The sequence below is a fragment of the Paenibacillus sp. MY03 genome (assembly GCF_002165585.1).
Taxonomy (GTDB): Bacteria; Bacillota; Bacilli; order Paenibacillales; family Paenibacillaceae; genus Pristimantibacillus; species Pristimantibacillus agaridevorans.
Genome location: NZ_MXQD01000010.1, coordinates 211,741 through 236,529, shown reverse-complemented (window position 1 = coordinate 236,529; position 24,789 = coordinate 211,741). Strand labels below are relative to the sequence as shown.

The 24,789-nt window shown below is 53.5% G+C and carries 17 protein-coding genes; 1 reads left to right on the top strand and 16 read right to left on the bottom strand.

Going from position 1 to position 24,789, the window contains the following annotated elements; genetic code table 11:
* Positions 1 to 10 precede the first annotated feature (10 nt).
* The 16 genes from B1748_RS12545 to B1748_RS12475 all read right to left on the bottom strand — a co-directional run bounded on the left by B1748_RS12545 (position 11) and on the right by B1748_RS12475 (position 23,218).
* A complete protein-coding gene (locus B1748_RS12545; protein WP_087568250.1) occupies positions 11 to 883 on the bottom strand; it encodes a carbohydrate ABC transporter permease in 873 nt (290 codons plus the stop codon).
* Positions 884 to 921: 38 nt separating this feature from the next.
* Positions 922 to 2,253, bottom strand: coding sequence for an extracellular solute-binding protein (locus B1748_RS12540; RefSeq protein WP_087568249.1), 1,332 nt, complete (start codon positions 2,251 to 2,253; stop codon positions 922 to 924).
* A 441-nt stretch (positions 2,254 to 2,694) separates the two neighbouring features.
* Entirely contained in the window at positions 2,695 to 4,239 is a 1,545-nt protein-coding gene (locus B1748_RS12535; protein WP_087568248.1) for a response regulator transcription factor, read from the bottom strand.
* A complete protein-coding gene (locus B1748_RS12530; protein WP_087568247.1) occupies positions 4,236 to 6,110 on the bottom strand; it encodes a sensor histidine kinase in 1,875 nt (624 codons plus the stop codon). The genes B1748_RS12535 and B1748_RS12530 overlap by 4 nt, the downstream gene beginning before the upstream one ends.
* Positions 6,083 to 6,229, bottom strand: a complete 147-nt coding sequence (locus B1748_RS36825) for a hypothetical protein (RefSeq protein WP_179215558.1) — start codon at positions 6,227 to 6,229, stop codon at positions 6,083 to 6,085. Before B1748_RS36825 ends, B1748_RS12530 begins: the two co-directional genes overlap by 28 nt.
* Positions 6,216 to 6,983, bottom strand: a complete 768-nt coding sequence (locus B1748_RS12525) for an HNH endonuclease (RefSeq protein ID WP_256975638.1) — start codon at positions 6,981 to 6,983, stop codon at positions 6,216 to 6,218. Before B1748_RS12525 ends, B1748_RS36825 begins: the two co-directional genes overlap by 14 nt.
* Before the next feature lie 166 nt (positions 6,984 to 7,149).
* Entirely contained in the window at positions 7,150 to 8,841 is a 1,692-nt protein-coding gene (locus B1748_RS12520; protein WP_087568245.1) for a ribulokinase, read from the bottom strand.
* A 105-nt stretch (positions 8,842 to 8,946) separates the two neighbouring features.
* Complete coding sequence (locus B1748_RS12515; protein ID WP_087568244.1) at positions 8,947 to 10,662, bottom strand: extracellular solute-binding protein; 1,716 nt, start codon at positions 10,660 to 10,662, stop codon at positions 8,947 to 8,949.
* Positions 10,663 to 10,696: 34 nt separating this feature from the next.
* Positions 10,697 to 11,596 carry a carbohydrate ABC transporter permease gene (locus B1748_RS12510; RefSeq protein WP_087568243.1) on the bottom strand — a complete coding sequence of 300 codons (900 nt, stop codon included), beginning with the start codon at positions 11,594 to 11,596 and terminating at the stop codon, positions 10,697 to 10,699.
* 29 nt (positions 11,597 to 11,625) lie between these two features.
* Complete coding sequence (locus tag B1748_RS12505; RefSeq protein ID WP_087568242.1) at positions 11,626 to 12,528, bottom strand: ABC transporter permease; 903 nt, start codon at positions 12,526 to 12,528, stop codon at positions 11,626 to 11,628.
* On the bottom strand, positions 12,525 to 13,622 hold the full coding sequence (locus B1748_RS12500; protein ID WP_087568241.1) for a glycoside hydrolase family 172 protein: 1,098 nt from the start codon (positions 13,620 to 13,622) through the stop codon (positions 12,525 to 12,527). The genes B1748_RS12505 and B1748_RS12500 overlap by 4 nt, the downstream gene beginning before the upstream one ends.
* 93 nt (positions 13,623 to 13,715) lie before the next feature.
* Complete coding sequence (locus B1748_RS12495; RefSeq protein WP_087568240.1) at positions 13,716 to 15,353, bottom strand: response regulator transcription factor; 1,638 nt, start codon at positions 15,351 to 15,353, stop codon at positions 13,716 to 13,718.
* A 10-nt stretch (positions 15,354 to 15,363) separates the two neighbouring features.
* On the bottom strand, positions 15,364 to 17,103 hold the full coding sequence (locus B1748_RS12490; protein ID WP_087568239.1) for a sensor histidine kinase: 1,740 nt from the start codon (positions 17,101 to 17,103) through the stop codon (positions 15,364 to 15,366).
* Between the two features lie 123 nt (positions 17,104 to 17,226).
* The gene (locus tag B1748_RS12485; protein ID WP_179215557.1) at positions 17,227 to 19,698 is read right to left on the bottom strand and encodes a fibronectin type III domain-containing protein; all 2,472 of its coding nucleotides are present in this window, start codon (positions 19,696 to 19,698) and stop codon (positions 17,227 to 17,229) included.
* Positions 19,699 to 19,829: 131 nt separating this feature from the next.
* Positions 19,830 to 21,428, bottom strand: coding sequence for a response regulator (locus tag B1748_RS12480; RefSeq protein WP_087568237.1), 1,599 nt, complete (start codon positions 21,426 to 21,428; stop codon positions 19,830 to 19,832).
* A complete protein-coding gene (locus tag B1748_RS12475; protein WP_087568236.1) occupies positions 21,425 to 23,218 on the bottom strand; it encodes a cache domain-containing sensor histidine kinase in 1,794 nt (597 codons plus the stop codon). Before B1748_RS12475 ends, B1748_RS12480 begins: the two co-directional genes overlap by 4 nt.
* A gap of 221 nt (positions 23,219 to 23,439) precedes the next feature.
* Between B1748_RS12475 and B1748_RS12470 the strand changes: the two genes are divergently transcribed.
* Entirely contained in the window at positions 23,440 to 24,777 is a 1,338-nt protein-coding gene (locus B1748_RS12470) for an ABC transporter substrate-binding protein (protein WP_179215556.1), read from the top strand.
* The last annotated feature ends 12 nt before the right edge of the window (positions 24,778 to 24,789 follow it).

The following is a 24,789-nucleotide window of genomic DNA, read 5'->3' as shown; positions in this document are numbered from 1 at the left end:
GCCATGCCCATTACCCGCGTCTCTTCGTAATGATGTAGTTAAGCCCAATGAGCAAGGCGCTGATCAAAATAATCATCGTGGATACGGCAGAACCGTAACCGTAGCGATAGATGGTGAAGCTGTTGTTGTACATGTACGTTGCAAGAAGTTCCGTCGATTGCGCCGGACCGCCGCCCGTCATGACGATGACGTGGTCGAACGCCTTCAGGCTTCCGGAGATGCACAGCACGATCGTAACGACGACCGTTCCCCAGATGATCGGCAGCGTAACGTAGAACAGCTTTCTCCAGCCAATGGCGCCGTCGATCTTCGCCGCGTCGCCGATCTCCGAGGAGATGTTCTGCAGAGCGGCGATGAAGATGATCAGATAAGGGCCGATATTCGCCCAGTTAATCGGAATGGACACCGCAAACATATTGATCTTCGGATCGTCGAGCCAGGCACGGGTCCAGGAGTCCAGTCCCAGCACCTCCAACACTTGGTTCAGAAGGCCGATCTGCGGATGATAGATATACCCCCAGATGAGGCCGACCACGACTGTGGACAGCACCATCGGCAGGAAGACGGCAGACCGGAGAATCCGGTTGAACCAGGAGTTTTTCAGGAGCAGCAGGGCAAGCAGGAGGGCGATGGGCACTTGGCCGATGATCGCCGACGCGACGAGAATAAGGTTATTCTTCAGCGCCCTCCAGAATATGGGATCCTGCAGCATCATTTCGTAGTTATTCAGCCCGATGAACTTGGCGGCGCCAAGCCCCTTCCAATCAAAGAAGCCGTAGTAGGCGGACCAGAAAATCGGGATGATGGCGAAGACCAGGAATATCAGCAGAGCAGGAAGCAGCGCCAATACGACGAAGCTTTTACTGCGCAGGGATGCAGGCATGACAGCAGCCTCCTTGGATAGCTAGAGTGTGATTGATACTATTGCTGAGTGGAGCGAACTTGCGCGTCTTGCAGCTTTTTAGCAATGTCCTCCGGTTTGTCGCCCATCATCAGCCCTTGCAGACCATTGTTGATGGCTTCTCCCGCTTCCGCGGAGAGGTAAGCGTCATAGACCGGCGTGATGCCGGATTCTTTGGCCAGGTTGAACGCTTTGAAGTACAGCGGGCTGACTTTGGACTCGTCCAGCTCCATCTTGTACATAACCATGGAGTTGCTCTCCGCGATTGCCTTTTGCCCGTCCGGACCGCTGACCGCGTAGATCAGATCCAGCGCCGCGTCTTTGGCCGCGCCTGTCGTTTTCTTGCTGAGCGCAAAGCCTCCGCCTGCGCCGCCGGAGATCGTGCCTGCCGCGCCTGCTCCACCCTCGATGGCTGGCAGCGTCGTCACTTCGATCGGAGCGATCTGCTCATCCGTTGCGGATGCCGCCAGATTTGTCAGCGTCCATGCGCCGGATACCATCATAGCTGCTTTGCCTTGTACAAAATATTGCTCGGCCTGCGTATTGTCGATACTGTTTGCGCCTTCTTGGAACGCTTTGTTGTCTACAAGCTCCTTAAACTTGCTTAGAGCCTCTACGAACTGCGGATCCGTAAACGAAGCGCCATCGCCCTTAACCGCTTTCAGGAACCACTCTGTTCCCGTAACGCGGTCGGCCAGGGAGCCGATGATCGTCGATTGCGCCACCCACGGCGCTTTGTTGCCCAATGCGATCGGCGTGATGCCTTTATCGTTGAATGTCTTAACGGCAGCCATCAGCTCCGTCCAAGTCGTTGGCACCGTTACGCCGTTGGCGTCGAACAGGTCTTTGTTATAGTACAGGAACGAAGTCGCGGACATCGCGAGCGGAGCGGAGTAGATTTGGCCTTCTTCGAAGGAGAAGCGGTCGAACGCGCCTTCCATGAAGTTGTTTTTCCAATCCGGGTTTTCGTCCGCCAGCTCCGTAATCGGCTGCAATAATCCGGCATCGTAAAATTCTTGCGATTGGCTGCCCGCGTAAACGAAAAACACGTCCGGCATTTCGTTAGCTGCGGCAACCGTGCTCAGACGTTGACGGTATCCGTCGACCGGAATGGCCTGCGCGTCCACTTCTACGTTCGGGTTGTTTGTTTTATAATTTTCGATTAGCTCTCTAACCGCTTTGGCGCGCAAGTCGTCGCCAGAGAAGTTGTGCCATACCGTAATTTTCGCCTTCTCGCCGCCGGCGTTGCCGCTGCCTCCGTTGCTGGATGGCTCATTGGCGCCTCCGCAAGCAGCTGTCATTAAAGCTAACATCGTGGTAACGCTGACAATTAAGGAAAGTCGTTTTTTCATATCGTTTAATCCCCCTCCATGTAATGTAATCTAAGTATAGTGGGCAAACCTTCATCGGCGTAGGGGGGAATCTTCAGTCCCAATAGGGTGAAAATTCACCTTATCCCAAATATATGGCATCGCTTCCAATGCTGAATAATCAACCTTTAGACTATCTAACGCTCTGAGTCCACCTTATCCTTTGTCCCCTTTCGACCTATTCCCTCGCATGAAAGATCCTTATTATGGATGAGCTAAAACCTTACACACAAGTAAACGCAATCATCTTATTTTTTCTTATACTGAAGTATTATTACGCAAAAAAACATCTAACATCCAGACGAAAATCGTTTCGCCTGATCGATTAGATGCATGGGTACAAGACATTTTTTATATTTCGCGTCAATCAGCTCAGCTGCTCCCTATCCTATTTAACGACCCGCAACCGATCGCTCGTTTCGTTCACCCTTGACGAAACTGCGAAGGCGTTACGCCGGTATGCCTTTTGAACAGGTGATTAAAGTGCTTCATATCCTCATAGCCTACCCGCTTTGCGATTTCGCTAACCTTCGCGGGCGTCTCCCGGAGCAGCTTTGCGGCCCATTCCATACGGGCTTCCGTCAAGTATTCGATATACGTTTTGCCGGTCTCCTGCTTAAAGAGCTTGCTGAAATAATTGGGATTCATATGAATGTTCGCCGCGACCTGGGCAAGCGTCAAGCTCTGGTCCAGATGCTCCCGGATGTACGACAGCGTCCGCTCGATCGCATCGCTTCGCCCGCCGTTTAGCCGCTTGTATTCCGCGAGAACCTCTGTCAGCACCCGAATCATCGACTTTTCGGGGCATTCCGCAAGCCTTTTCTCATTCGTGTCTTCCATGCCGGCGATAGTCGGCGTCGGCCGGCCGACGGATTCCGCCGCGCGCTCCAGCCAGCGCACGCCTGCGACGAGCAACGAATGCAAATACGAGGTCATCGTGCCCGGAGTGGCTTCGGGGTCTCGCAAAATGGCCGCAAGCATCTCCCGAATCCAGATCCGCAAAGCTTCCTCGCTGCCGCCGCGCAGCACCGCGATAAGCGCCGCTTCTTCCTCCTGGGAACAGACGGCGCGCATCCCTTTCCGATCCTTGATTTCCTCGTAGTCCAGCACGCCGCTTCCGCCGGCCAGCCAGCGATACGCCACTGTCTGCTCTGCGGTTCTGAGCGACTCGCGCAGCTCCACGAGACCCGCGGCACGTTTGCCGATGACCGTAAAGACGGGCGCTTCGGCTGTCCGCCCAACAGCGTCAATCGCCGCGCGCACCGTTCTCCCCGCTGCCGGCTGCCCTGATCGGAAGAAGATCAGCCAGCCGTTGTTCCAGTCCAAAATGGCACAGTTTAGCGAGTCCTTAAGCTTGTCTCCGATCAAGCGCAGCGGTTGCTTAAGCTGTTCTTTCATATGCAGCGATTCGCCCGGGCTTATCATCCAGAGCTCCAGCGTCTCCCAATCCGATCCCAGCCGCAGCTCCGGATAATGGGACAATACTTCATCGATCTCCGCTTCCTCCGGCATATGCCCTCCCCGGAGCAGCCCGTCCAGCAGCTTCCAGCGAAACGCCGTCTGATGGGCTTGCCCTTCCTGCACGGCAGCCCTGCTGCTGACGATCTTGCCCCGGGCTTTCATAACCGCGGACATAATATCTCCCGGACGGCTTGTCTTCAGCAAATAATCACCGATCCCGTTCCGGATCGCTTGCTGGGCATAGGAAAAATCGTCGTGGCCGGACAGGACGACAATCTCGATCCACGGATAATCGCGCTTAATGGCATGAGACATCTCCAGTCCCGTCATGCCCGTCATTCGTATATCGGTCAGCACGATATCCGGCTTCTCCAGCGGAATGCGCATCAGCGCTTCCTCGGCGGATGCGGCAGGCGTCAGCAATGTAATACCGTTCTCCTCCCATTGGATCACGGTGCTTAGTCCCGTCCGTATGATAACCTCGTCGTCCACGATAAGCAGCTTCACTTACGTTCCCCCTTTCCCTCGGAATCCCCTGTTAACGATGCTGCCGATTCACCGGCCTCCTGTTGCCTCTCTCGCTCCTGCTCTCGCGCAACATGCGATGGCTTGATCGAGAACGTCACCTTCGTGCCCACGCCTTCTTGGCTCTCCAAAATCAAGCCTGACTCGGGCCCATAATGCAGCAGCAGCCGGTTATGGACGTTGCGAAGGCCGTAGCTGCTGCCCGTCGAGGCAGGGGCGTTCTCCATCGACCCATCCGGAGAATGCAGGGCGGCCCGATGATCGATTCTCTCCCTCAGTTCCTCGAGCTTCCCGGGGCTCATGCCAACACCGTTATCCGTGACGGAAAACGTAATGATATCGCCGTCCTCCCACGCCTTGACCCCAATGCGGCCCTTGCCCTCTCTCGTGAGAATACCGTGCAGCATCGCGTTCTCGATCAACGGCTGAAGCAGCAGCTTGAGCATTCGGCGGTCCAGCAGTTGCGACGGAATGTCGGCTTCGTATTCGAACTTGTCGGGATAGCGGATGCTCTGAATATTCACATAATGATCGATGTGCAGAATTTCCTGGCTGATCGCGCAATATTCCTGCCCTTTGTTTAGACTAAAGCGCAAGAAGTCGCTAAGCGAGCCTACCATGTCGGCGATCTTGGATTCGCCTTTCATCAGGGCCATCCAATGCACGGACGATAAGGTATTATACAGGAAATGCGGGTTGATCTGCGCCTGCAGCGCGGACATGTCCGCTTCCTTCTTGAGCGCTTCGTTCCGCTTTACCTCATCGGTCAGATTTACGATTTTCGAACTCATCCGATTGTACGTAATAATGAGCTGTCCGACCTCGTCGATCGTCTCGACCGGCAGCGTCGGCAGCGGCTCGTCCGGGCTGGCATGCTTTAAAAACCGCGTGAGCTGCGACAGCGGGTTCGTCACCTTTTGAATAAGGAATAAGACGAAAGCAATGACGAAGACCATCGCGACGCTGACGGCTATGGCGGTAAGCGTCAGGAAGTACCGATTCTCGGCCTTGTACGACTGCACCGGCGTAATTCCGACAAGCTTCCACTCCACGGCTTCCATAGAATGATGCAACACTGACTTGCGGTCGGCATTCTCGCCATAGTAGAAAGAGCCCGACAGATCATGGAACGGGCTGATCCCGGGATAATAGTCTTCCAATCCAAGCTCCGTGGAATACCCGTCCGGACCTGCCAGAATACGATTGTTGCTGTCGAGCAGCAGCACGATGCCGCCGCCCTCCAGACCGGCCCGCTTGAGATGAGTGGAAATAACGGATTGCAGCAGGCTGATCTTGAGCATGCCGAGGTCGAAATATCTTTGCGTGCTGCGAATGGGACGAGACATCGTAATAACCTCATTGCTGCTATCGGAGGTTACCTGAAGATGAACCGCCGACCACCACTTGGGATGCGTCGCGTAATAGTTCGGAATACTTTCCTTAATATCCTTGAATTCGGAGCCCACCACCGACTTAAACGATACGGGCGGTTTGTCCGCGTCAGGTTCGATAATGACGTTCGCGATATACGGCTTCGAAATGGACAACGTAGTCAACAAACCGATGATGGAGGTCTGCTTAAAGAGATCCTGCTCCGGTGTCCTTAAGTAGTTCTGTACGTCAGGATGGCCGATGATGAATAAGGACTGGTTCTCGACGTCGGTGACCATGTTCTCCAGATAGGCGCCGATCTGGCGGAGCGTGTTCATCCCCGAGCTCTGCGCCTTCTCCTCCGTCAGCCCCGCGGCTATATTGTAGGAGAACAACCCGAGAGACAGTACCGGGACCAGCACCGAAATAATAATCAATAACGACAGCTTGTGCTTTAGCGAGCGTCCCAGCCAATTCTCCATAGCCATCCTCCGTTTCGTCGCTTCAAGCCATTGGCAAACAGGGCGCCACGCAACTCCCATGACGCCCGCTTGCCGATTGACGCGCTCAACTGCAGCATGACGCCCTTATACGAATTCATCCTCCAGCGAGCTTCTGAATTCGTCAACGTCCCTGTTCGCCTTGCGCTGATTGCATTCGTAACACGCGCAGATGCAGTTCGACGGCGTCGTGTGACCGCCCTTCGCGCGCGGCAGCTCGTGATCGATCGTATCGCCGAATTGGCCGCAGAAGCGGCACGTATAATTGTCTCGTGTCAGGATCAGCTTGCGGAATTCCTTATTGCTGTAGAGACGCCTGATCGTCGAACGATTAACGACGACGGCCGCGCCTTCCCTCACCAGAATTTGCGCCAGCTCCAATTCGACCTCCTGATACCAGCGGCGGCCGTTATCCGTCTTGCCGCGCATGCGGATGAAGCCGCTGGCGGTCGTTCGCAGGTAGGAGGCGTCCGCGGGATCATGCGTGCCGCGCTTCGGCGGCTCCGCCAGCAATCTGGGCTGGGCGGCGGGCCGCCTCTTATGCCCGCGTCCTCGCTGCTTGCGCGTCGCGGGGTCGCTCGGGGAAGCCGCTTGAGAGCCTTGGCCGGCAGAAGGCTGGGCCGCTTCCGCTTTCGGCGCATGCTGCGGATGCCGGACCGCTCCTTTGGCAGGGAGCGATTCGACAGACTGCCGCCCGCGGCGGCAATCCCGGCAGGTGCCGCGCCGGCCTTGTCCGCCCGCGCGTCGCCCCGTGCGGCGCAAAAACTCGTTAAGCGGCTTCATCTCGCCGCATTGCGCGCACAACTTCGTGCCTATATGTGGATGTTGGTTGGGTTCGGAATGTTCGGTAGTCATACGTAGAGTATAGCATATGGGGGCCGTTTCCTGCATGTTCGGGAGGCAAGGGATTGGAGGATTTGCGGGAACCTCAGAGAAATACCGAAGCTCTGAGGACCTGCCTGCGGACGGCGATACGCCCTCCGATGTCTATCGCTGCCAGTTATGGATTCGGATTTCACATTTATTGTACATACGTACGGTTTCCTCCGACCGGTTCTCTTACCGCTTTCAACCGTTTCATAACATCATTGTCGCCGCGTCCGAAGTAGTCATGAAGGCGGTGGTATTCCTCGTACAGCTTGTCGTACAGCGCAACGCTCTCCGGGTTCGGCTTGAACGTTTCCTCGCGCACGCGCGCCATCGAAGCCGCCGCGTCGACAATGCTGTCGTAGCCGCCCTTCTCCGCGCCTGCAGCCACCGCGCCGAACATTGCCGCTCCCAAGGCCGGCGTCTGCTTTGATGCCGCGATCTTGATCTCGCGGTTCGTCACATCGGCGTATATCTGCATCAGCAGACGGTTCTTCTGCGGCAGCCCTCCGCAGGCGTACAGCTCGTTCACCTCGACTCCGCTCGCATGGAACGCCTCCACAATTTTGCGCGTGCCGAACGCCGTCGCTTCCAGCAACGCGCGATAAATTTCCCACGGCTTCGTCTGAAGCGTCATCCCGAGCAGCACGCCCGTCAGGTCGGTATCGACGAGTACGGAGCGATTGCCGTTCCACCAATCGAGCGCCAGCAAGCCGGATTGCCCCGGCGCAAGCTCCTCCGCCTTGCGGGTCAGGTACGCATGCACATGTTCGCCAGCCGCTTCCGCTTCCTTAAACACATAAGCCGGAGCCGCCTCCTCCACATACCATTCGAAAATATCGCCAACCGCCGATTGACCGGCCTCATAGCCGTAGTAACCGGGAATAATGCCGTCCTCCACCACGCCGCACATCCCTTCGACTTCCTTCTCCTCCGTTCCGAGCAGCATATGGCAAAGCGAGGTGCCCATTGCCATGACAAGCTTGCCCGGAGTTACGACGCCGACGCCCGGCACGCCGGCATGCGCGTCTACATTGCCGACCGCAATCGCCGTTCCCGCCGCAAGCCCCATACGCGCCGCGAAAGCCGGCGTCAGCTCGCCGGCTTTCGTGCCGAGCGGCTCCACCTTGCCGCGCAGCTTCGTCTCCGTCAGCTCCGCCAGGCGCGGATCAAGCGCTGCGAGAAATTCGCGGCTCGGATAACCTTCCGCCTTGTGCCAGATTCCCTTGTAGCCCGCTGTACAGCTATTGCGGACAATATTGCCCGTCATTTGGCCAACGACCCAATCCGCCGCTTCCACGAATTGATCCGCCGTTTCATAGATTCCCGGCGCTTCGTTCAGAATCTGCCAGGCCTTGGCGAGCATCCATTCGGATGAAATTTTGCCTCCGTAACGCGCCAGCCACTTCTCGCTCCGCGCCGCAGCGACCTCATTGATCCGATTGGCCTCGTCCTGCGCCGCATGATGCTTCCACAGCTTCACCCAGCTATGCGGATTGTCCTTGTGCGCCTCCTGCAGGCACAGCGGCTGCCCCGCCGCATCGATCGGCAGCATGGTGCATGCCGTGAAGTCGATGCCAAGCCCGATCACATCGGCGGGATCAACCTCCGATTCCTCCATAACCGCCGGAACCGATGTCTCCAGCACCTCGATATAATCCAGCGGATGCTGCAGCGCCCAGTCATGCTCCAGCTTGATGCCGCTCGCCGGCAGTGCCTCGTCGATGACATGATGTCGATATGGCGTCACATGCTCCGCGATCTCCGCCCCGTCCGCCAAATCCACCAGTACCGCCCTGCCCGACTGCGTGCCGTAGTCGACGCCGATTGCATACTTGTTGCCCATTCTATCTTCCTCCTCTTATAAAAATAAAGAAACCCCTAATCGCATTTGCCAGCTACGCACCCGCAGTGCATATCCGACGTCTACGATTAGGGGCTCGTCCTGAACTTAGTGAATGATATCGTCTCTGGTTTTCGCTTTCTCGTTCATGAATGTTTCGTACTCCTGAACGCCGCCCTTGATCAATTGATTGCGGTAATCATTCAAGATTTGAAGTGCTTTCTCATCACTTGCAGCGAAATAGGCGCTTTCGATGACATCGCGTTGCGTATTGCTGTCCAGCAGGGTTTGAATTTTGTCGAATTCCGGATACTCGTTATTGAAATAACTCAAGCGGTAGCCGTCCACAACCGTCAACCCGTAAACTTCTTTCGATGTCTCGTACAGTTCGTCAACTTGAGCCGCATCGCCGGCCGCCTGGAACATCCGGTTCGGCAAACCGTATACGCCGAGCGTATAAACGCTGCCAATTCCTTGGTTGACGGCATAACTCGGATCGCTCTTCGCGCTCTCCAAAAATTTCTCCGTATGCTTCGGCTGACCTGCGGCATCCTTCGTCCAGTGCTCTCCTTCGACGCCAAGATACACCAGAAGTTTGCCTTCTTCGCTGTTAATAAAGTTCAGATAACGCATGGCCGCTTCCGCATTTTTCGAATCTGCGCCAATGAACATCCCGGGCACGCCGGATTGTCCCTTCAGGACTTTGGATTCGACCATCGTATTCTCGCCGTTGGCATCCGCAATCGGCCCTACCGGCACATATTCCATCTCCGGATGATCCACGTACAGCGACTGACTCAGCACGGTATTCATATGCGGATAATGAGCGCTCACCATCGCTACGCGGCCCGTCGCCATCTTTTCCTTCGCGACCGTGTCGTTCTGGCGGAACGCCTCGGGATCGAACAGTCCCTCTGTCACAAGTTTCCGCATGAATAACACTCGTTTGTCGGTCAATTCCGAGAAAATGCCAAGACGATATTGCTCATCAATCTTGGTAAATGCCGTAAAGTTGTTCTCCGTAAAGGAGTTCAGCATCGAACCGTAATTCCAGCCGTTCTGCCATGCTCCGGACGGAATAACGGGCCTTCCTGCCGTATCGGTAAAATTGCCGTCCTTAATTTGCTTAAGCAACGGATACAGATCCTCGGAATGGCGAATATCGGACGGCTTCACGTCGAGCGCCTCGAGAATATCTTTTCTGACGAATACATTGTACGCCCATTGCGTCGTATCTTCGGGGCTTAGCGGCGTATGCATCGGCAGCAAATAACGCTCTCCGTTGAACGAAACGTCCTCCAGATCGTTTTCCCTGAAGTCGGAAGCGACTCCAACATTGAAGGCGTCCTTCATATTGGAACCGTACTTCTCGATCAGGTCGTTCAACGGCATAATAAGACCTTCGCGCGCCGCTTTTTTGATCGCGACCGTATGGACATCCTGGCCGCCCCAATAAGGAGCCATGACCATGTCCGGCATGTTGTTCGTGGCGAACAGCAAGTTGAGCCGTTCGATTTCGGGAATCGTAATCCACTCGACATCGAGTGTAACGCCCGTTTTTTCTTTAATAATCTGAGCCACCGGATTGTTCGCAAGATCGGACGGCGCGAGGAAGGACAACCCTTGCCAGGCCACCAGCAGCTTCAGCGTCACTTCCTCCGGTTTCCCCTCTCCGCTTGCGTTGTTTTGCGAACCCGCGGGGGAAGCAGACGTCGAGGGGTCATTGCTTTTGCCGTTGTTTGCGTTCGTGCAGCCCAATATGGCAACCGAGCAAATCAACATCGCAAGACCAAGCGAGAAGCCTTTTTTCAACCAACTTTTCATGGACCGTTACCTCCTGAAGGGATGTATGTCTCCCTTATTCTTTGATTGAACCGATCATAACGCCCTGCACAAAGTACTTCTGCAGAAACGGGTAGACACATAGAACCGGAATCGTCACAATGATGACAAAAGCCATTCGGAGCGCTTCGGGCGTCGTATTCGAGACCGCTTTGGCCATCAAATCCGAATTCATGCTTTGCTGCATCGCATTGGCCTCGAACGAAGTTTCGGCAAGCACCTTCTGCAGCAGCGTTGCCGCAGGGATCAAGTCGGGATTGTTCACGAAGAACGCCCCCGTCACCCAGTCGTTCCAATGCGCGACCGCCACGAACAAGGCGATCGTAGCCAGTACAGGCTTGGAGAGCGGCAAGTAGATCTGGAAGAAAATGCGCAAATCGCCTGCGCCGTCCATTCGAGCCGATTCCGACAAGCTGTGCGGAATGTTCTCGAAGTACGTTCGAATAATGATGATATTGAAAAAGCTGTACATACCCGGAATGATGTAAATCCAGATCGAGTTGATAAGTCCGATTTCCTTGTACAGCATGTAGAGCGGTATAATGCCGCCGCTGAACAACGTCGTAAAGAAACAATAAAAAATAATATATTTTCTGCCGGGCAAATCTTTTCTAAGCAGCGCGTACGCCGCCATGGACGTCAGCAAAACCGACAGAAACGTTCCCACGCCTGCGCGAAGCACCGAAAGCCGGAAGGCGCTCATAATATTCGGATTGCCGAATGCGGTCTGGTAGTTGGCCAGCGTGAATTCTCTCGGCCAGAAATAGATGCCGCCCTTGAGCGCGTCTATGCCGTCGTTGAAAGAAAGAACGAGAATGTAAAAAAACAAATAGACGGTACTGCATCCGAACAAAATAAGAAACAGGTAGTTGCTTATTGTAAACCACTTTTCGCCGAGCGTTTCTTTGTAGACCAATTAACGATCCTCCTCCTTTCCTTGGGCGCTTACCATAGGGAAACTCCCGACGCGCGCCTGGAAATCGAGTTGGCTGCAAATATGATGACGAGGGAAACGACTCCCTGAAACATGCCGGCAACCGTAGCCAGGCTATAATAGCCCTGCCGCAAGCCCATATGGATAATGTAAGTATCCAGAATTTCGGATACCGCCAGATTGCTTGGCTGCCGCATCAGATAGATTTGCTCGTAGCCCGCGCTCATGAGCCCTCCCATGGACAAGATCAGCATGATGCCGATAATCGGCCGAATACTTGGCAACGTGATATACCACATACGCTGGAACCGTCTGGCGCCATCCATGCTGGCAGCCTCATAAAGCTCGGGATTGATTGCCGATATGGCAGCCAGAAATATGATCGTGTTCCACCCTACGTGTTTCCATACGTCCGACAATACCACAATCGAGTGAAACCATGACGGATCTCCGATAAAGAAAATGGGATCTCCGCCAAACCATTTTGTTTTCAGCTCATTGATAGGGCCGGCGTTCGGCGACAATATTTTCGAAAAAAGCGTCATGACCACGACCCAGGACACGAAGAAAGGCAAATACGATACCGTCTGGATCATCCGCTTGAACCAACGGCTTCGAATTTCATTCAGAAGCAGCGCCAGCCCGAGCGCAGCGGGAAAACCGAACAGCAGCTTCAGGAAACTGATAAACAGAGTGTTGCGAATCAGATCCCAAAATTTGTAATAGTTGATGAATTGGTCAAAGTATTGCATGCCCGCCCAAGGCATCTCCCAAATCGACTTGTTGAATTGGAATTCCTTGAACCCGAGCGTAATGCCGTACATCGGAATATAGGCAAAAATAAAGTAATAAATGATTGCGGGAAATAAAAACAGATACAAATATTTGTATTTCCACAATGACTTCAATCTCATACAATCTCAACCTCGTTGCGCGTCGGGTAAGGCGGGAATTGCTTGGCCGGCTGGGCCTGGTACCAGAAGGCGACCGAGCTGATATCATGCGTTCCCGGATAGAAGCGGCCTTCATCCCGCCAGCCGAGCGCCTGTATGGTCACCTTCAGATCGTTCCGGAAGCGGATCGGGTCTACAACATGCCAGCGATACATGGCGTGCCGGTGCTGCGATTGATAGAGCCCGTCCGGAGCAAGCACTTGATGCATGCCCATATAAGGCGTCGTATACGTCCGGTATTGACCGTCGACATCCCAATTGAATGCGCCTCCGAAATAATCTTCCGTTCCCGTTCCGCAAATCGTGGGAAACGCATCGTCTCCGTCCATATAAAACTTGATTTCCCCTTCGCCCCACCATCCGTTGTTGTTGATGCCCCAGCCCATAACGGTACCGACGTAATGCCCCTGTCCTTCAATGCCGTCCACGATCGTGTACACCTCTCCGTAGGGCAGTGGATTTTGCCGTCTGAACTGGGCGTGGAAATACGCGGCATCGTCCGGCACATCGGTCAGCGCATAGTTGATCTGGTAATAGATAACCTGATCCCGGGAAGGATGAATATTTTCCAGCGTCATGTAGCAACGCTTGCGGAAAGGCATTTCCCAGAAACAATTCATGCCCCGATTCGGATTGACCGCAACCATCATCGAGCTGATTTGCGCGAATGGCCCCTTGGTCGGGACCGCCGGGTCCATGAAGGCGAACGGTGTTGCAAAAAAGTCCGACAGCGGGCATTCCACGGAAGGCTGCTCGTTGTCATCCCAATAAATGCGCAGCACAAAGTCCCGCCCGATCGTCCCGGCGCACCACATGCTCTGAATGGCGCCCTGATCCTGAATATCCGCCAGAACCAGCGTTTCGCCCGGCTTCACCCATATGCAAGGCCTGCATTTCCAGCCCAGCCCAAGCTCGCGAGCGGGTCCCTTGGGATCAGCCTCGGCTTTGGCTCCGCCAGAAACCTCTCCTGTCGGGTTCTCCGGCGAAATCGATCGCGTCCTCGCGTCGGACAATTTCCATAAGTTGTTCGGATGCGTTTCTAGGCCGTTAAACATTTACATCGCTCCTTCTGTCTTCTGATGTATCTATCTTAATGTTTGCCGGCCCGGCGCATAATGGAGGAATCTTTGTTGCGGATTGGACGAAACTCAATTGTTGCGGTATTCAAGAGGCGTAATTCCGAAGCTTTGTTTGAATTTGCGGTAAAAGTACTGCACGTCGTCATAGCCTATGCTTGTCGCGATTTGCGAAACCGGCATTCCGGTGAGGCGCAGCAATTGCTGTGCCTTCTCCATTCGTATACGCGTCAACTCTTTCACGAACGTTTCTCCCGTCTCCGCTTTGAACAAGGTGGACAAATAATTGGGATTAATGGCAAACTTGCGGGACAGTTCCTTCACTGTCAGGTTTTCGGCATAATTAGCCACCATATAGCTCCTGACGTTGTGAATAATGGCGCTGCAATCCATTGGCAACGAATGGCCCGGCTTGACAAGCGTGACGATCGTCGTCAACAAATATTGCACCAAATCCTCGGTCCGATCAAAGTGTCTTGCCACATCCATATTCAAAAAATCAAAATCAAGGGAATCTGGCAAATCCAGCTGCTGCTGCGAGCTTATCCGCATCAGCGTACGTATAATTTCCATATAAACGAGTCGAAAATCCAGCAACGACGCATCCTTTAGCTTTTTGTTCGCAAGCAGCTCCGACAAGATAACTTCTACATTGCGGAAATCGGACAACTCAATCGCTTTGCCAAGCAGACTGAGCTGCTCCACCGGAATTTCCATTCGCGAAGACAGGAAGGCGTCCTTGGCATAAAACACGTTATGGTTGCCTTTGATCAAACGCAAATCCAACGCCGCTCGCGCCTGCTTGTACAGCTCTTCCGAAACCCGGTCCAGCGGAGAGCTGACCCCTATCGTTACCGTTATTTTCAGCAGCTTGGTTACGGTTGTAAACAACCGGAAAATAAACGGATCGGTATTTAGACCGCTCTCGTCCGACGGGCCGGCTTGCAGCAATATATGCACCTGGTTCAAATCTTGCAAATTGTTGCCGATTAGAAAAGGCCGGTCGGCCAGCAAATTTTCCGCGATGTTTTTAATCGCGAATTTGATCAAACCCAGATCGTCGTAATGGAACCGTTCGCTATTGTAGTTGGAACGATCAATATGGACGATAACCAGCGTGTATTTCATATCGGCACGGTCAAACTGCCGTAGATGCTCCGGCAACTCCGCGTCGGCATAACCCCACTCCTCGAGCAGCCCTTTGGGAAACGTCTCCTCATGCCGTGCCCTGTTTTGCGACAAGACGTGATTCAACATTTTCTCCTCGACCAGTTGTCTCGTCTTCTTTATTTGCATTTCGTGTTTGGCCTCCGACTGCTTCCGCTCCCTGCTGCTCCTCACATCCTCGCAAAGCTTGAAGAACACCGCACGGAACTGTTCTTCCTTGATCGGCTTCAGCAAGTACCCCATAACGCCCATATTGAGCGCCTGCTTGGCATATTCAAATTCCGCATGGCCGCTAATGATCATAAAGCGCAAGTCGAGCCCCGTCTCTCTGACCGCCCGAATCAATGAAATGCCGTCCATATCGTCCATTTTGACATCGGTAATGATAATATCGGGACAATCCGCATCTATCATCTCCAGTGCGACCCTGCCATCGTCAGCCTCCCGAATCCATTCGTACGGCATATTTAATTGCTGCAATTTAAACACGATTCCTTTGCGAACCCACTTCTCGTCATCCACGACAAGCACCTTGTACATCATTGCTCCGCTCCTATTTCACATATGGTACAACGATCGCAACTTTGGTCCCGATACCCGGATCGCTTTCGATCCGTAATCCGTACGACTGACCGAAGGTCAGATTGACCCTCGAATGCACATTTTGCAATCCGATGCTGTGACCGTGACGCTCCCCGGAGAGAAGCGTATCGTTCAGTTGCCGCACTTCTTCACTGGACATGCCCGCGCCGTCGTCCGTCACAATCAGCCACAGCTGCTCGTCCCGCTGCTCCGCCGTTACTTCCATATGGCCGACGTTTCTGCTTCCGCGAAAGGCATGCAGTATCGCGTTTTCAATAATCGGCTGCAAAAGCAGCTTCAGAACCTTGGCGCTCTGGAATTGTTCCTCCACCTGGATGGAAAGCAGAAAACGATCGTCGAAGCGAACATTTTGAATTTTGACATAATGGACGATATTATTAAGCTCTTCGCGAAGCGGGACCAGAGAGTCGCTTATATTGATGCTATAGCGCAGCATGTCGCCGAGACTTTCCGTAACCGCGCTGATTTCTCGCGCGTTCATCACCGTGGCCATCGCGTTGATGGATTCGAGCGTATTGAACAGAAAATGCGGATTAATCTGATTTTGCAGCGCCGACAGCTCCGCCTTCTTTTTGGACAGGCTCTGAATATAATTTTCCTGAATCACTTCATCCAGCCTTCGAACCATCGTGTTGAATTGGCTGTCGATAATGGCGATCTCGTCTCTGCCCTCGATATATTCGGCTATTTCCAGCTTTCCTTCCTTTACTCTGGCCATCTTATTGATAAAACGCCGCAGCCGCTTCATCAGAATAAGCGACATCAAGTAACTCATCATCAGCGTAAAGATGAGGATGAGGATGACAAAGAAAATCACCCTTTTGAACACGGCCTTGGTTTTTTTGTCGATTTCAAAGTCGGGAAACAGAAATAGGACCTCGCCGTTTAAAGCTTCGATCCTTTCGCGCACCAGAACCTCTCCCGAATCCATAAATTCAACCATGGCTTGACCGGACATGGCGCCGTTTTCGAGGCGAGCCGTGAAGGCTTCATGCGATCCGTATAAAATATGGTTTCGGCTGTCGCGTATCGCGAATTGGAATTCATTGGTTTGTTTCCTGACAAGGCTTTCCTCGAAAAAAAGCTCCGCTTCCACGTCGATTTTGAGCCAAGCAAGCGTCTTGTTGGACGAGCCTGAGGACAGGTCCTTCATCGGACTTGCGAACGACACGATTTTTTTCTTCGCCCCAAGCGTCCGGTAGTCAAAAACAATCGGCTCCAGCATATAGGTTGCCGGAACGGCGGAAAACCAGTATTCGCCCTCCATCACCTCGAGACTGGCGACATGCCTGCCATCTCTAGGAAATTCGGGATTTTCGGCGTAAAACATAATATTGTAGATTTCCGGGTAGTCCGAAAAAATGACATTTTTGATTTCGGATGAAACGAGGTTGCTGATGTAAACCATATCCTGGGCATCATAGAGGTACTGATTCTGCATAACGGTCTGAACGGTCTGATTGGCTAATAATGTTTCTTGCAGGTTTTTGTAGATATCAAGCTTGTAATTCAAGTTGGCGACATATTGCTCTGTGACATGAACGTAATTCGAGCTGACCTCCTGCCTGATGGATTGCTGCATCTCCTTTACAAATAACCAGCTCATCAGAAAAACGGGAATCATGACCATGGTAAATACCATGGCCACGATTTTATTGGAAAGCGACATATTAAGGAATATTTTTCGCATTGGAATATCCCCAGCATTTTTTCTAGTATACTAACACATTACAAGTTCATATGCAGTAAAATCATCACTCTGTCGGGTGCTAGTCTGAAGGTATTTCGATGACGGATGCTGCCCGCCGTTCGCCTACAATGTGCGTAATGAAATTCTTGTCGCTCCCTCGCTACCCCCGTTGCCGTTGATCGCCCTAACTTCAACCTCGTACTGCGTATTGGCTGCAAGCCCGGTAATATAGGCGCCGGTAACTGCCGACACGCTTTCGGGCCAGAGTGTCCATGTGCCGCTGCCATTCGCTCTGAACGCGATCGCGTAATCGGTTACGGCGCTTCCTCCGTTCGAAATCGGAGCCTGCCATGTCAGCGTAAGGCTCGAGCTTGCGGCAGATATGGCCAGGTTTTCCACATAGCCGGGTTTAGCGCTCGCCCGCTGTTGATTGATGCGAATGCTTTCCCTGGCCCATGCCAGATTGGCGTCGCCTCCGCTTCCCCTGGATTTGGTAATGTGGAACCACTCTGTCCAGCCGTTCCATGGGCCGAACGTGACGCCCGCCGAACCCAGCTCCGTTACGGCCAGCGTCTGCTGCAAGGCCCGCCATTGCGCCGTTTTTCCATATACATCGCTGGATGGGAACACATTGGTCGAATCATAGCCGGCGATCATGAACGAAGCAACCGGATAACCCGCGTCCTTCCACGTCTTGAGAAACCGTGTCGCCCAGCGCGTTCTCTGCTCTTCGGTACTGCCGTCGACTGTCAGCTCCCAAGGATGAATGAGCAGCACATGCGCATTGCCGGCCAAGTCTGCAGGTTTCGGCCCATAAGCTCCCGGCAGTATACCGCCTTCCGTTTCTTTCGGCAGTCTTGTCGGATCCAGAGCAAAACCGATCTCCATATCGTAATCCGATGCGACGGCTTCCGCTATGTCTGTTAAATTGTTATCGAACAAGGATGACGCATACGGCTCCATCTTGACGGATTCGATGAAGGATACGACCTGCTTCGCCTCGCCGTCCACGTTGTACAGCTTCAGCCAGCTCGGCGAATCGCCCCAACGCTCGGCCCAATAGCCGATTCTGTCCACTAGCTTCTGATTGGCGACGCCAAAGTCCAGATAAAAAGACATGGTGCTTGACGTCTCAATCAGCGGGTAGAAATAAAGTCCTTCTTCCTCAATTAAAGCAATAAGCCGATCGTAATCCTCGAAGATTTGTCCATCCGTACGATTGCGCCAAGCATTCATTGGAAGAAATTTGGAGCCGCTTAACGTATCCGCTCCGAAGAAGCTGATTTGCACCGCATTGATGCCGATTTCTTTCATGCGTCGAAGCTGTACGCGAATGTCTTCTTCCTGAAAGTTCATTTCGGTCTCAAGCGGCAGCGCCGTATAGGCGGTCATATAATTGTCGTTCGGTTTGCCAGGAAAATACAAGGTGGACGCCAGCACATTGGAGGCAGCGGAGTCGTCCGCGATTTTGCCCCAGGCATTGCCCAGCTTGCGGGACAACACATCGGATTCAAGTCCTGCTCCGTAGCTGTTGACGGCGCGAATCCGGAAGTCATACCAAGCGTCGACCGTCAACCCCGAAATGACGGCCGACCTGGACGCGGTCGTGCTATGGAGCAGCCAAGCACTTGAGGATGCTTGTTTGTACTCGACCCGGTACCCTGTGACCGGCTCGTAGGAAGAGAGCGGCGCCGACCATTTCAGCGTGACTTGATTGCCGGCAACAGTTGCCTTCAGCTTCCTCACCTTGTTAGGCGCCAAATAGCGCCCGGTCTGATCCGCTTCGATCGCCGACCGTTCCACGGAGCTTAACGCATCGCCGAATATGAGCGCCTCCTGCAAGTAGCCGACAAGCCCGACGCCAACCGCATTGCTGCCAAGCGTAGCCGTAGAAGTCAGCCCATTGCTGCCCATCGTGCCGGCAACGACTGTTCCGTTCAGGGATAGCGAGGAAGAGGAGCCGTTAATAATTGCAGTACTCACAAAGCTTTCCCGGAAATCGAGACCCGGCGTTTGCAGCAGATGACCGGCGTTCCCGACCCGCATCTCATTAGCCGCCGGCGCTACGTTCCAGCGATACAGCTCGGCGCCGTTCGGGTCGAAAAGATAGCGGCTGCCGTTGCCGAACGTCGTTCTGCCGACCACATTTATGGAGAGCGGAGCAGGAACATTGATGTCGCTTAACGCCAGCTCATTGAACTCGTCGAAGTAAATGGCCGGTCTGCCGTCCAGCATCTGGGGGACTCCCTCGCTCACGATGAGCGGCTGCCGGGCGGGGACGGCCTGCACGGCATTGGCTGCATTGCCGCTTTGGTCATACCAGACGGCAACATGACCGTTCGCGCTTCCCACAAATTCCAGAAGCGCTTCAAGCTCAAGTTCGCCTTCCGCGTCGCTGTAAACATCCATTGTCGCATGGTCGTCGGATCGTCTGACTTGAATGAGCGGTCCATTGTAATCGCTTACCAATTGACGCAAGCTGAACAAGGCCGCTTGATTGTCTGCGTCTTCCACACCTTGTGCCGCCGCGTTGCCCGCATTCGGTACCGCGATTATTCCCAAGCCGCAAATCAGGCAGACAAGAACCAATTTCAAATGATGAACCACCATTATCCACAACCTTTCGCCATTAATACCATCTATCATACCGAACATTGCCGTTCGGCATAATAGACAAACGTTAGAAGGCAGGTGGACATATCTCGATTGCGCCCGAACTTGGGCCGCTACAGCTCCTTATACTGGTTCGGCGTCAAACCCGTCTGCTTTTTAAATACTTTGTAGAAGTATTTCATGTTATGAAAACCCGTCATCGCCGCTACCGCGTTAACCTTGTAATTGCCGCTGCCGAGCAGCTGCTTGGCCTTGTCGATACGGTAATGGCTCACATAGTCCACAAAGTTTTTCCCGGTTTCTTTTTTGAAAATGCTGCTGAAATAAGCCGGCGTAACATAGACATGGGCTGCCACCGTCTCGAGAGACAAGTCCTCCATGTAGCGGTTGTGGATATACCCGCGCGCTTTTTCGATGAGCTTGCGCGCGCCGGTTTCCCGGTTGCTCAGCAAGGCGTCAAACGCAAGCGCCAGCTTGCCGGCGAACCAGTCCAGCATAGCCTCGATGCTTGTGCATTGATTGACCTCCTCGTACAAGGACAATTCTTCTCCCAGCAAGGGCGCAGGTTCGGCGTCAAACCGTTCCAATATTTTGAACAGCAGTACAATGAGCTGGAAGTTGAGTTTCAGCAAGCTGGCTCTGTCGATAAAGTCGAGCGCAATAAACGGTTCGTACATCCGGCGCACAATCGCCATTGCGGCTGCCTGATCGCCCCGTTCGAACTCCAACAGCATGTCCTGTTCCACCTGAAAGCCGATTCCTTTAAACTGATCCGGGGACGCGACGGGCCGCTCGTAAACAATAACGCTGCCCGTTCCCTTTACCAATCGCTGCAAAAGCGCTTTGCCCGCCGCCTCATAGGAGGAAGGAAGCTCGGACAAGGTGCAAGCCAGGCTGCCGATGCCAATTGTCGCATGCTGCCGCAAATAACGCCGGATACTCTCTTTCACTTCCGTACACAGGGACATCAGATCGCGGGGATATTGCACGGATAGAGGGATATTCGCCAACAGAAAGAAACCTTGTTCGGCATCGCCCGGCCAGACGCCGACATCCGCCTGCTGCAAAATTTCGCAAGCGATGTTCTCCGCCCCGTATTGGATCAGCGCCTGATCGTTGGAAGGAAGTCCGCTCGCCGGCCCTGAAACCGGGTCGAGCTCGATGCGGACAATCGCGAACTGCCGATGCGCAAAGCCGATCTCCAGCTCCTTCAACCGTCCCGCCACATAACCTTCGGCCAGTGGCGTCGTCGCAGCCAGCTCTCCGATGAAACGCCGCCGCATAATCTCCATGCTCTGTTTCAGTTGGATGTTCGTACGCATGGCGGTTTCCGACCGGATATCCTGCAACTGCCTGTCCAGACGAACCTTTTGAATAACGGCATAAAGCTCGTCCGGATTGACCGGCTTAAGCAAGTATGCCGTCGCTCCCAAATTCAGAGCGGTCTGGGCATAGCTAAACAGATCGTAGCCGCTGAGCATGACGTACGGCAGCTGGATGTTCAGCCGCTTTAGACGCTCCAGCAATTCGATGCCGCCGAGGCCCGGCATACGAACGTCGACGATGGCCAAATCCGGGCGTTGCTCTTGCACAAGCTGCAGTCCCGCATGGCCATCGTCGGCCTCGATAATATCCGAGATGCCGAACGTTTCTAACAAATGGACGACTGTTTCGCGGACGAGGTGCTCATCGTCGATAACCAACACTTTCATGTAGCGAGCCTCCTTGCCGGAAGGGTGATTTTTACGCCGGTTTCGCCCGTATTCCCGCGATACAGGCGAAGTCCGAACTCTTTGCCGTAGTAGAGCTTGATGCGGGCATCGACGTTCAGCATGCCCAGGCTGTCCGACTGCGATCGCTCTCGAATATCCGCGCTCTGCTGCAATTTGTCGTTTATTTCATTCAGCTTGCCATCACTGATGCCAACGCCGTTGTTGACAATGTAAATATAATAATGGTCGCCAAACGCTTTGGCCGTAATTTTGAGCTCCCCGCCTCTCTTGAGCGGCTCTAACCCATGTATGATCGCGTTCTCGACCAGCGGTTGCAGCGACAATCGGACAATGCCGTTAGCGAGCACCTCTTCGTCGATATCGTAGCCGACCTTATATTTGCTGCCGAAGCGGCAGGATTGGATATACAAATATTTCTGAATGTGGGCGAGCTCCTCTTGAAAGGCTACGATCGCGGCTCCCCGATTCAGGCTGTATCGAAACAAATCGGACAGACTGCGCAGCATCGTGGACGAACGCTCATAATCCCGTTTGTTCAGCACCGCCAGGATGGAAGACAACGTGTTGAATAGAAAATGCGGATTGATCTGACTTTGCAGCGCATCGAATTCCGCCTGATTTTTTAGCATGTCCTTCTGATAGTTTTCCTGAATGAGCCTCTCCATATTTTCCACCATGCCATTGAAGGTCGTACCGATCTGGCTGAATTCGTCTTCCCCCCCGATCGCCACTCGCGTCTTGAAATCGCCCTTGCCCAGCTTGCGCAACGAGAGCAACAGATGTTTCATCGGTTTATTGACCAGATAGGTAAAAAAGATCGACAGGAGAAAGGCAATCAAAATGAGAAAAAGCAGCAAGGACAAGTGAATATCGCGCAGGAACAAGCTTTTTCGGGATAACTCCTCGGCCGGGATGGACGTAATGACTTTCCAACCGTAATTTTCCAGCGTATTGGAATGGACGAGCAAGCTGCCCGCGTCCGATTCGACGCGAAACGATTCGCCCGCCCCTTGCAGAAGCAGCTGCAAATCGTCGTCCGATGTTTCCGTCGCTTCCGTATTGCTGTAGATCGACGCTCCGCTGCTGCCGATAATTCTGAACTGCTGATTGCGTTCCCATTCCGTGTCGGATACGTTTTGCACAAATTGCGAGACTTCCTGGTCGAATACGACAACGCCAAGCGGCTTGCTGTTCGTAAAGTCGATGATGGTGCGCGAGATGGACAATACCGCCTTGTTGTTGGGCGATTTGTTGTCGATATAGGACTTGTAATGCGGCTCGATCAGCAGCGGCATGCCCTTGCGCGCCAACGTTTCCTGAAACCAGGCTTCGTCGGCGACCTGCTGCAGGTTGATCGAACTGCCCTGCTTGCTGGAATAGTACAGCACTTTCCCTTCCATCGAAAGCAGGCTGACGGCATATAGACGGTCGTTGCCTTGGAGCAAACTATACAGGAAGTTGGAAGCCGGGCCGTAGCTGGCGACCGTATCGGCAAGCCGGCCGGAAGCGCTAGCTGCAAGCAGATTGACAATATCGTCCGAGTTGGCGTACACCGCCATGGATTGACGAGTCATGTTTTTAATGTTTTCTTCCAACGTTTTTACAATTTGCCGATTCAGATTGCTTTGCGCATTTCTGTACTCCTGTTCAAGCGTTCGGGTGGACATCGTATACGACAAACTGCCAAAGAGGAGGATAGGGATCGTAATGCCGATAATATAAAGCGAAAAGAGTTTGATCTTGATGCTTTTGCGAATAAAGCGCAACATGCCCGCATCCCCCTTTTTTTCGGCGCGCAACGGTGAGTTTATTCTATCACCCCTCAATTTGCGGTGGCAATTGTCGCAAGAGCGAAGCGTACAACTGCATATAAAAGTGGACTATATCGTAAATTTTGAACCCTGCCGCCCTGCGAGCATCGTTGATATAGTTAGCGTGTGCCCCGAAACGAAGGCATGATGAAGATGAAATGACAGAAGAGGTGGTTGCAATGAAGAAGAAATGGTTAATGCCGCTGATCCTGATGACGACGGCAGTCGCGCTCTACGGCTGCAGCTCAGGAAACAATGGTCAAGGTCCGGTTGCTTCGCCAGGCGGAAGCAGCAATAGCGCCAGCGAAAGCCCCAAACCAAACGTTACGCTGAAGTATGCATCCTGGATGTCCAAGGGGGAGGACAAACCCATTATCGAAGCCTTCATGAAAGCGAATCCCCACATCAAAGTAGAAGAGGAAGTCATTGACGGCGGTCAATACAGCCAGATGCTTCAAACGCGCATCCTGTCGGATGACGCGCCGGATGTCTACTTGCTGCCGTTTAACCAGTACACGCAATATGCGACGGAGGGCCATTTGTATGATCTGAGCAACGAGCCGGGGATGCAGTTGATGATCGACAATCCGCTAGTGGATCAAGCCTTCCAAATTAACGGCAAACGGTTCGGATTTATGGTCAATGCGGGCACGCCGGTGAGTCCGATCTATTACAACAAGAAGATTTTCGAAAAATACAACCTGGATGTGCCGACAAATGCGGAAGAGTTCCTGGCGGTCAACCAGACGCTGAAAGACAACGGCGTTGAACCGCTCGTATTCGGGGCGAAGGACGCGTGGACCTTGTCCGGCACGCTTTATACCGCCATATTCAGGTCGTATGCGCTGCCGAAAACCGACGGGGACATTTTTTATGCGCTGGCCAAAGGGGATGTCAAACCTTCCGAGGTCATTGATTATCCGCTGCAATTTATTGCCGATCTGGTAAATAAGGGCTATGTCTCCGAGGCCTCCTCAACCCTTACCTATGACCAGTCCGTGCAATATTTCGCCGACGGCAAAGCCGCCATGCTCCCGCAAGGCACCTGGGTTCCGACGCTTGACCCGATTGTTAATGCGGACAGCGCTTCATTCGAGCTAGGCGCGTTCATGCCGCCGGTGCCTCGGGCGGACGGGATCATTCATGCGATGAGCAACGGCGATCGCATGCTGGTCGTCTCCGCCAACACGAAGCACCCGGAAGAAGCCAAGGCCCTGTTCAACTTCTTCGTCAACCCGGATAATTTGAAGCCTTATTTGGAGGAACAGTCCTTGTTCACCGTGCTGAAAGGGTTGGATATCCAGACGGCTCCGGTATTGCAGGATTATGTGAACGGCTTCTCGGCGGATGACGTGTCCGTCGTCATTGGCAGCCGCTCGGCGGTCACGCCGGCATTCAGCAAGGAAGTGGACATCTCGCTGCAAAATATTTTGGTCGGCTCGTCCGTGGAAGCGGAGCTGAAGCGGCTGGACGAGGAATTCGGCAAAACGAAGGACCAAATGGTAGTCAAAGAATAAAACAGCTCGCAA

Excerpts from the sequence above, each read along its gene's own strand:
- B1748_RS12475 (WP_087568236.1), bottom strand. The coding sequence starts at position 23,218 with ATGTTGCGCTTTATTCGCAAAAGCATCAAGATCAAACTCTTTTCGCTT.
- B1748_RS12525 (WP_256975638.1), bottom strand. The coding sequence starts at position 6,983 with ATGACTACCGAACATTCCGAACCCAACCAACATCCACATATAGGCACG.
- B1748_RS12515 (WP_087568244.1), bottom strand. The coding sequence starts at position 10,662 with ATGAAAAGTTGGTTGAAAAAAGGCTTCTCGCTTGGTCTTGCGATGTTG.
- B1748_RS12500 (WP_087568241.1), bottom strand. The coding sequence starts at position 13,622 with ATGTTTAACGGCCTAGAAACGCATCCGAACAACTTATGGAAATTGTCC.
- B1748_RS12505 (WP_087568242.1), bottom strand. The coding sequence starts at position 12,528 with ATGAGATTGAAGTCATTGTGGAAATACAAATATTTGTATCTGTTTTTA.
- B1748_RS12540 (WP_087568249.1), bottom strand. The coding sequence starts at position 2,253 with ATGAAAAAACGACTTTCCTTAATTGTCAGCGTTACCACGATGTTAGCT.
- B1748_RS12520 (WP_087568245.1), bottom strand. The coding sequence starts at position 8,841 with ATGGGCAACAAGTATGCAATCGGCGTCGACTACGGCACGCAGTCGGGC.
- B1748_RS12530 (WP_087568247.1), bottom strand. The coding sequence starts at position 6,110 with ATGGAGAATTGGCTGGGACGCTCGCTAAAGCACAAGCTGTCGTTATTG.
- B1748_RS12545 (WP_087568250.1), bottom strand. The coding sequence starts at position 883 with ATGCCTGCATCCCTGCGCAGTAAAAGCTTCGTCGTATTGGCGCTGCTT.
- B1748_RS12480 (WP_087568237.1), bottom strand. The coding sequence starts at position 21,428 with ATGAAAGTGTTGGTTATCGACGATGAGCACCTCGTCCGCGAAACAGTC.
- B1748_RS36825 (WP_179215558.1), bottom strand. The coding sequence starts at position 6,229 with ATGAATTCGTATAAGGGCGTCATGCTGCAGTTGAGCGCGTCAATCGGC.
- B1748_RS12495 (WP_087568240.1), bottom strand. The coding sequence starts at position 15,353 with ATGATGTACAAGGTGCTTGTCGTGGATGACGAGAAGTGGGTTCGCAAA.
- B1748_RS12490 (WP_087568239.1), bottom strand. The coding sequence starts at position 17,103 with ATGCGAAAAATATTCCTTAATATGTCGCTTTCCAATAAAATCGTGGCC.
- B1748_RS12470 (WP_179215556.1), top strand. The coding sequence starts at position 23,440 with ATGAAGAAGAAATGGTTAATGCCGCTGATCCTGATGACGACGGCAGTC.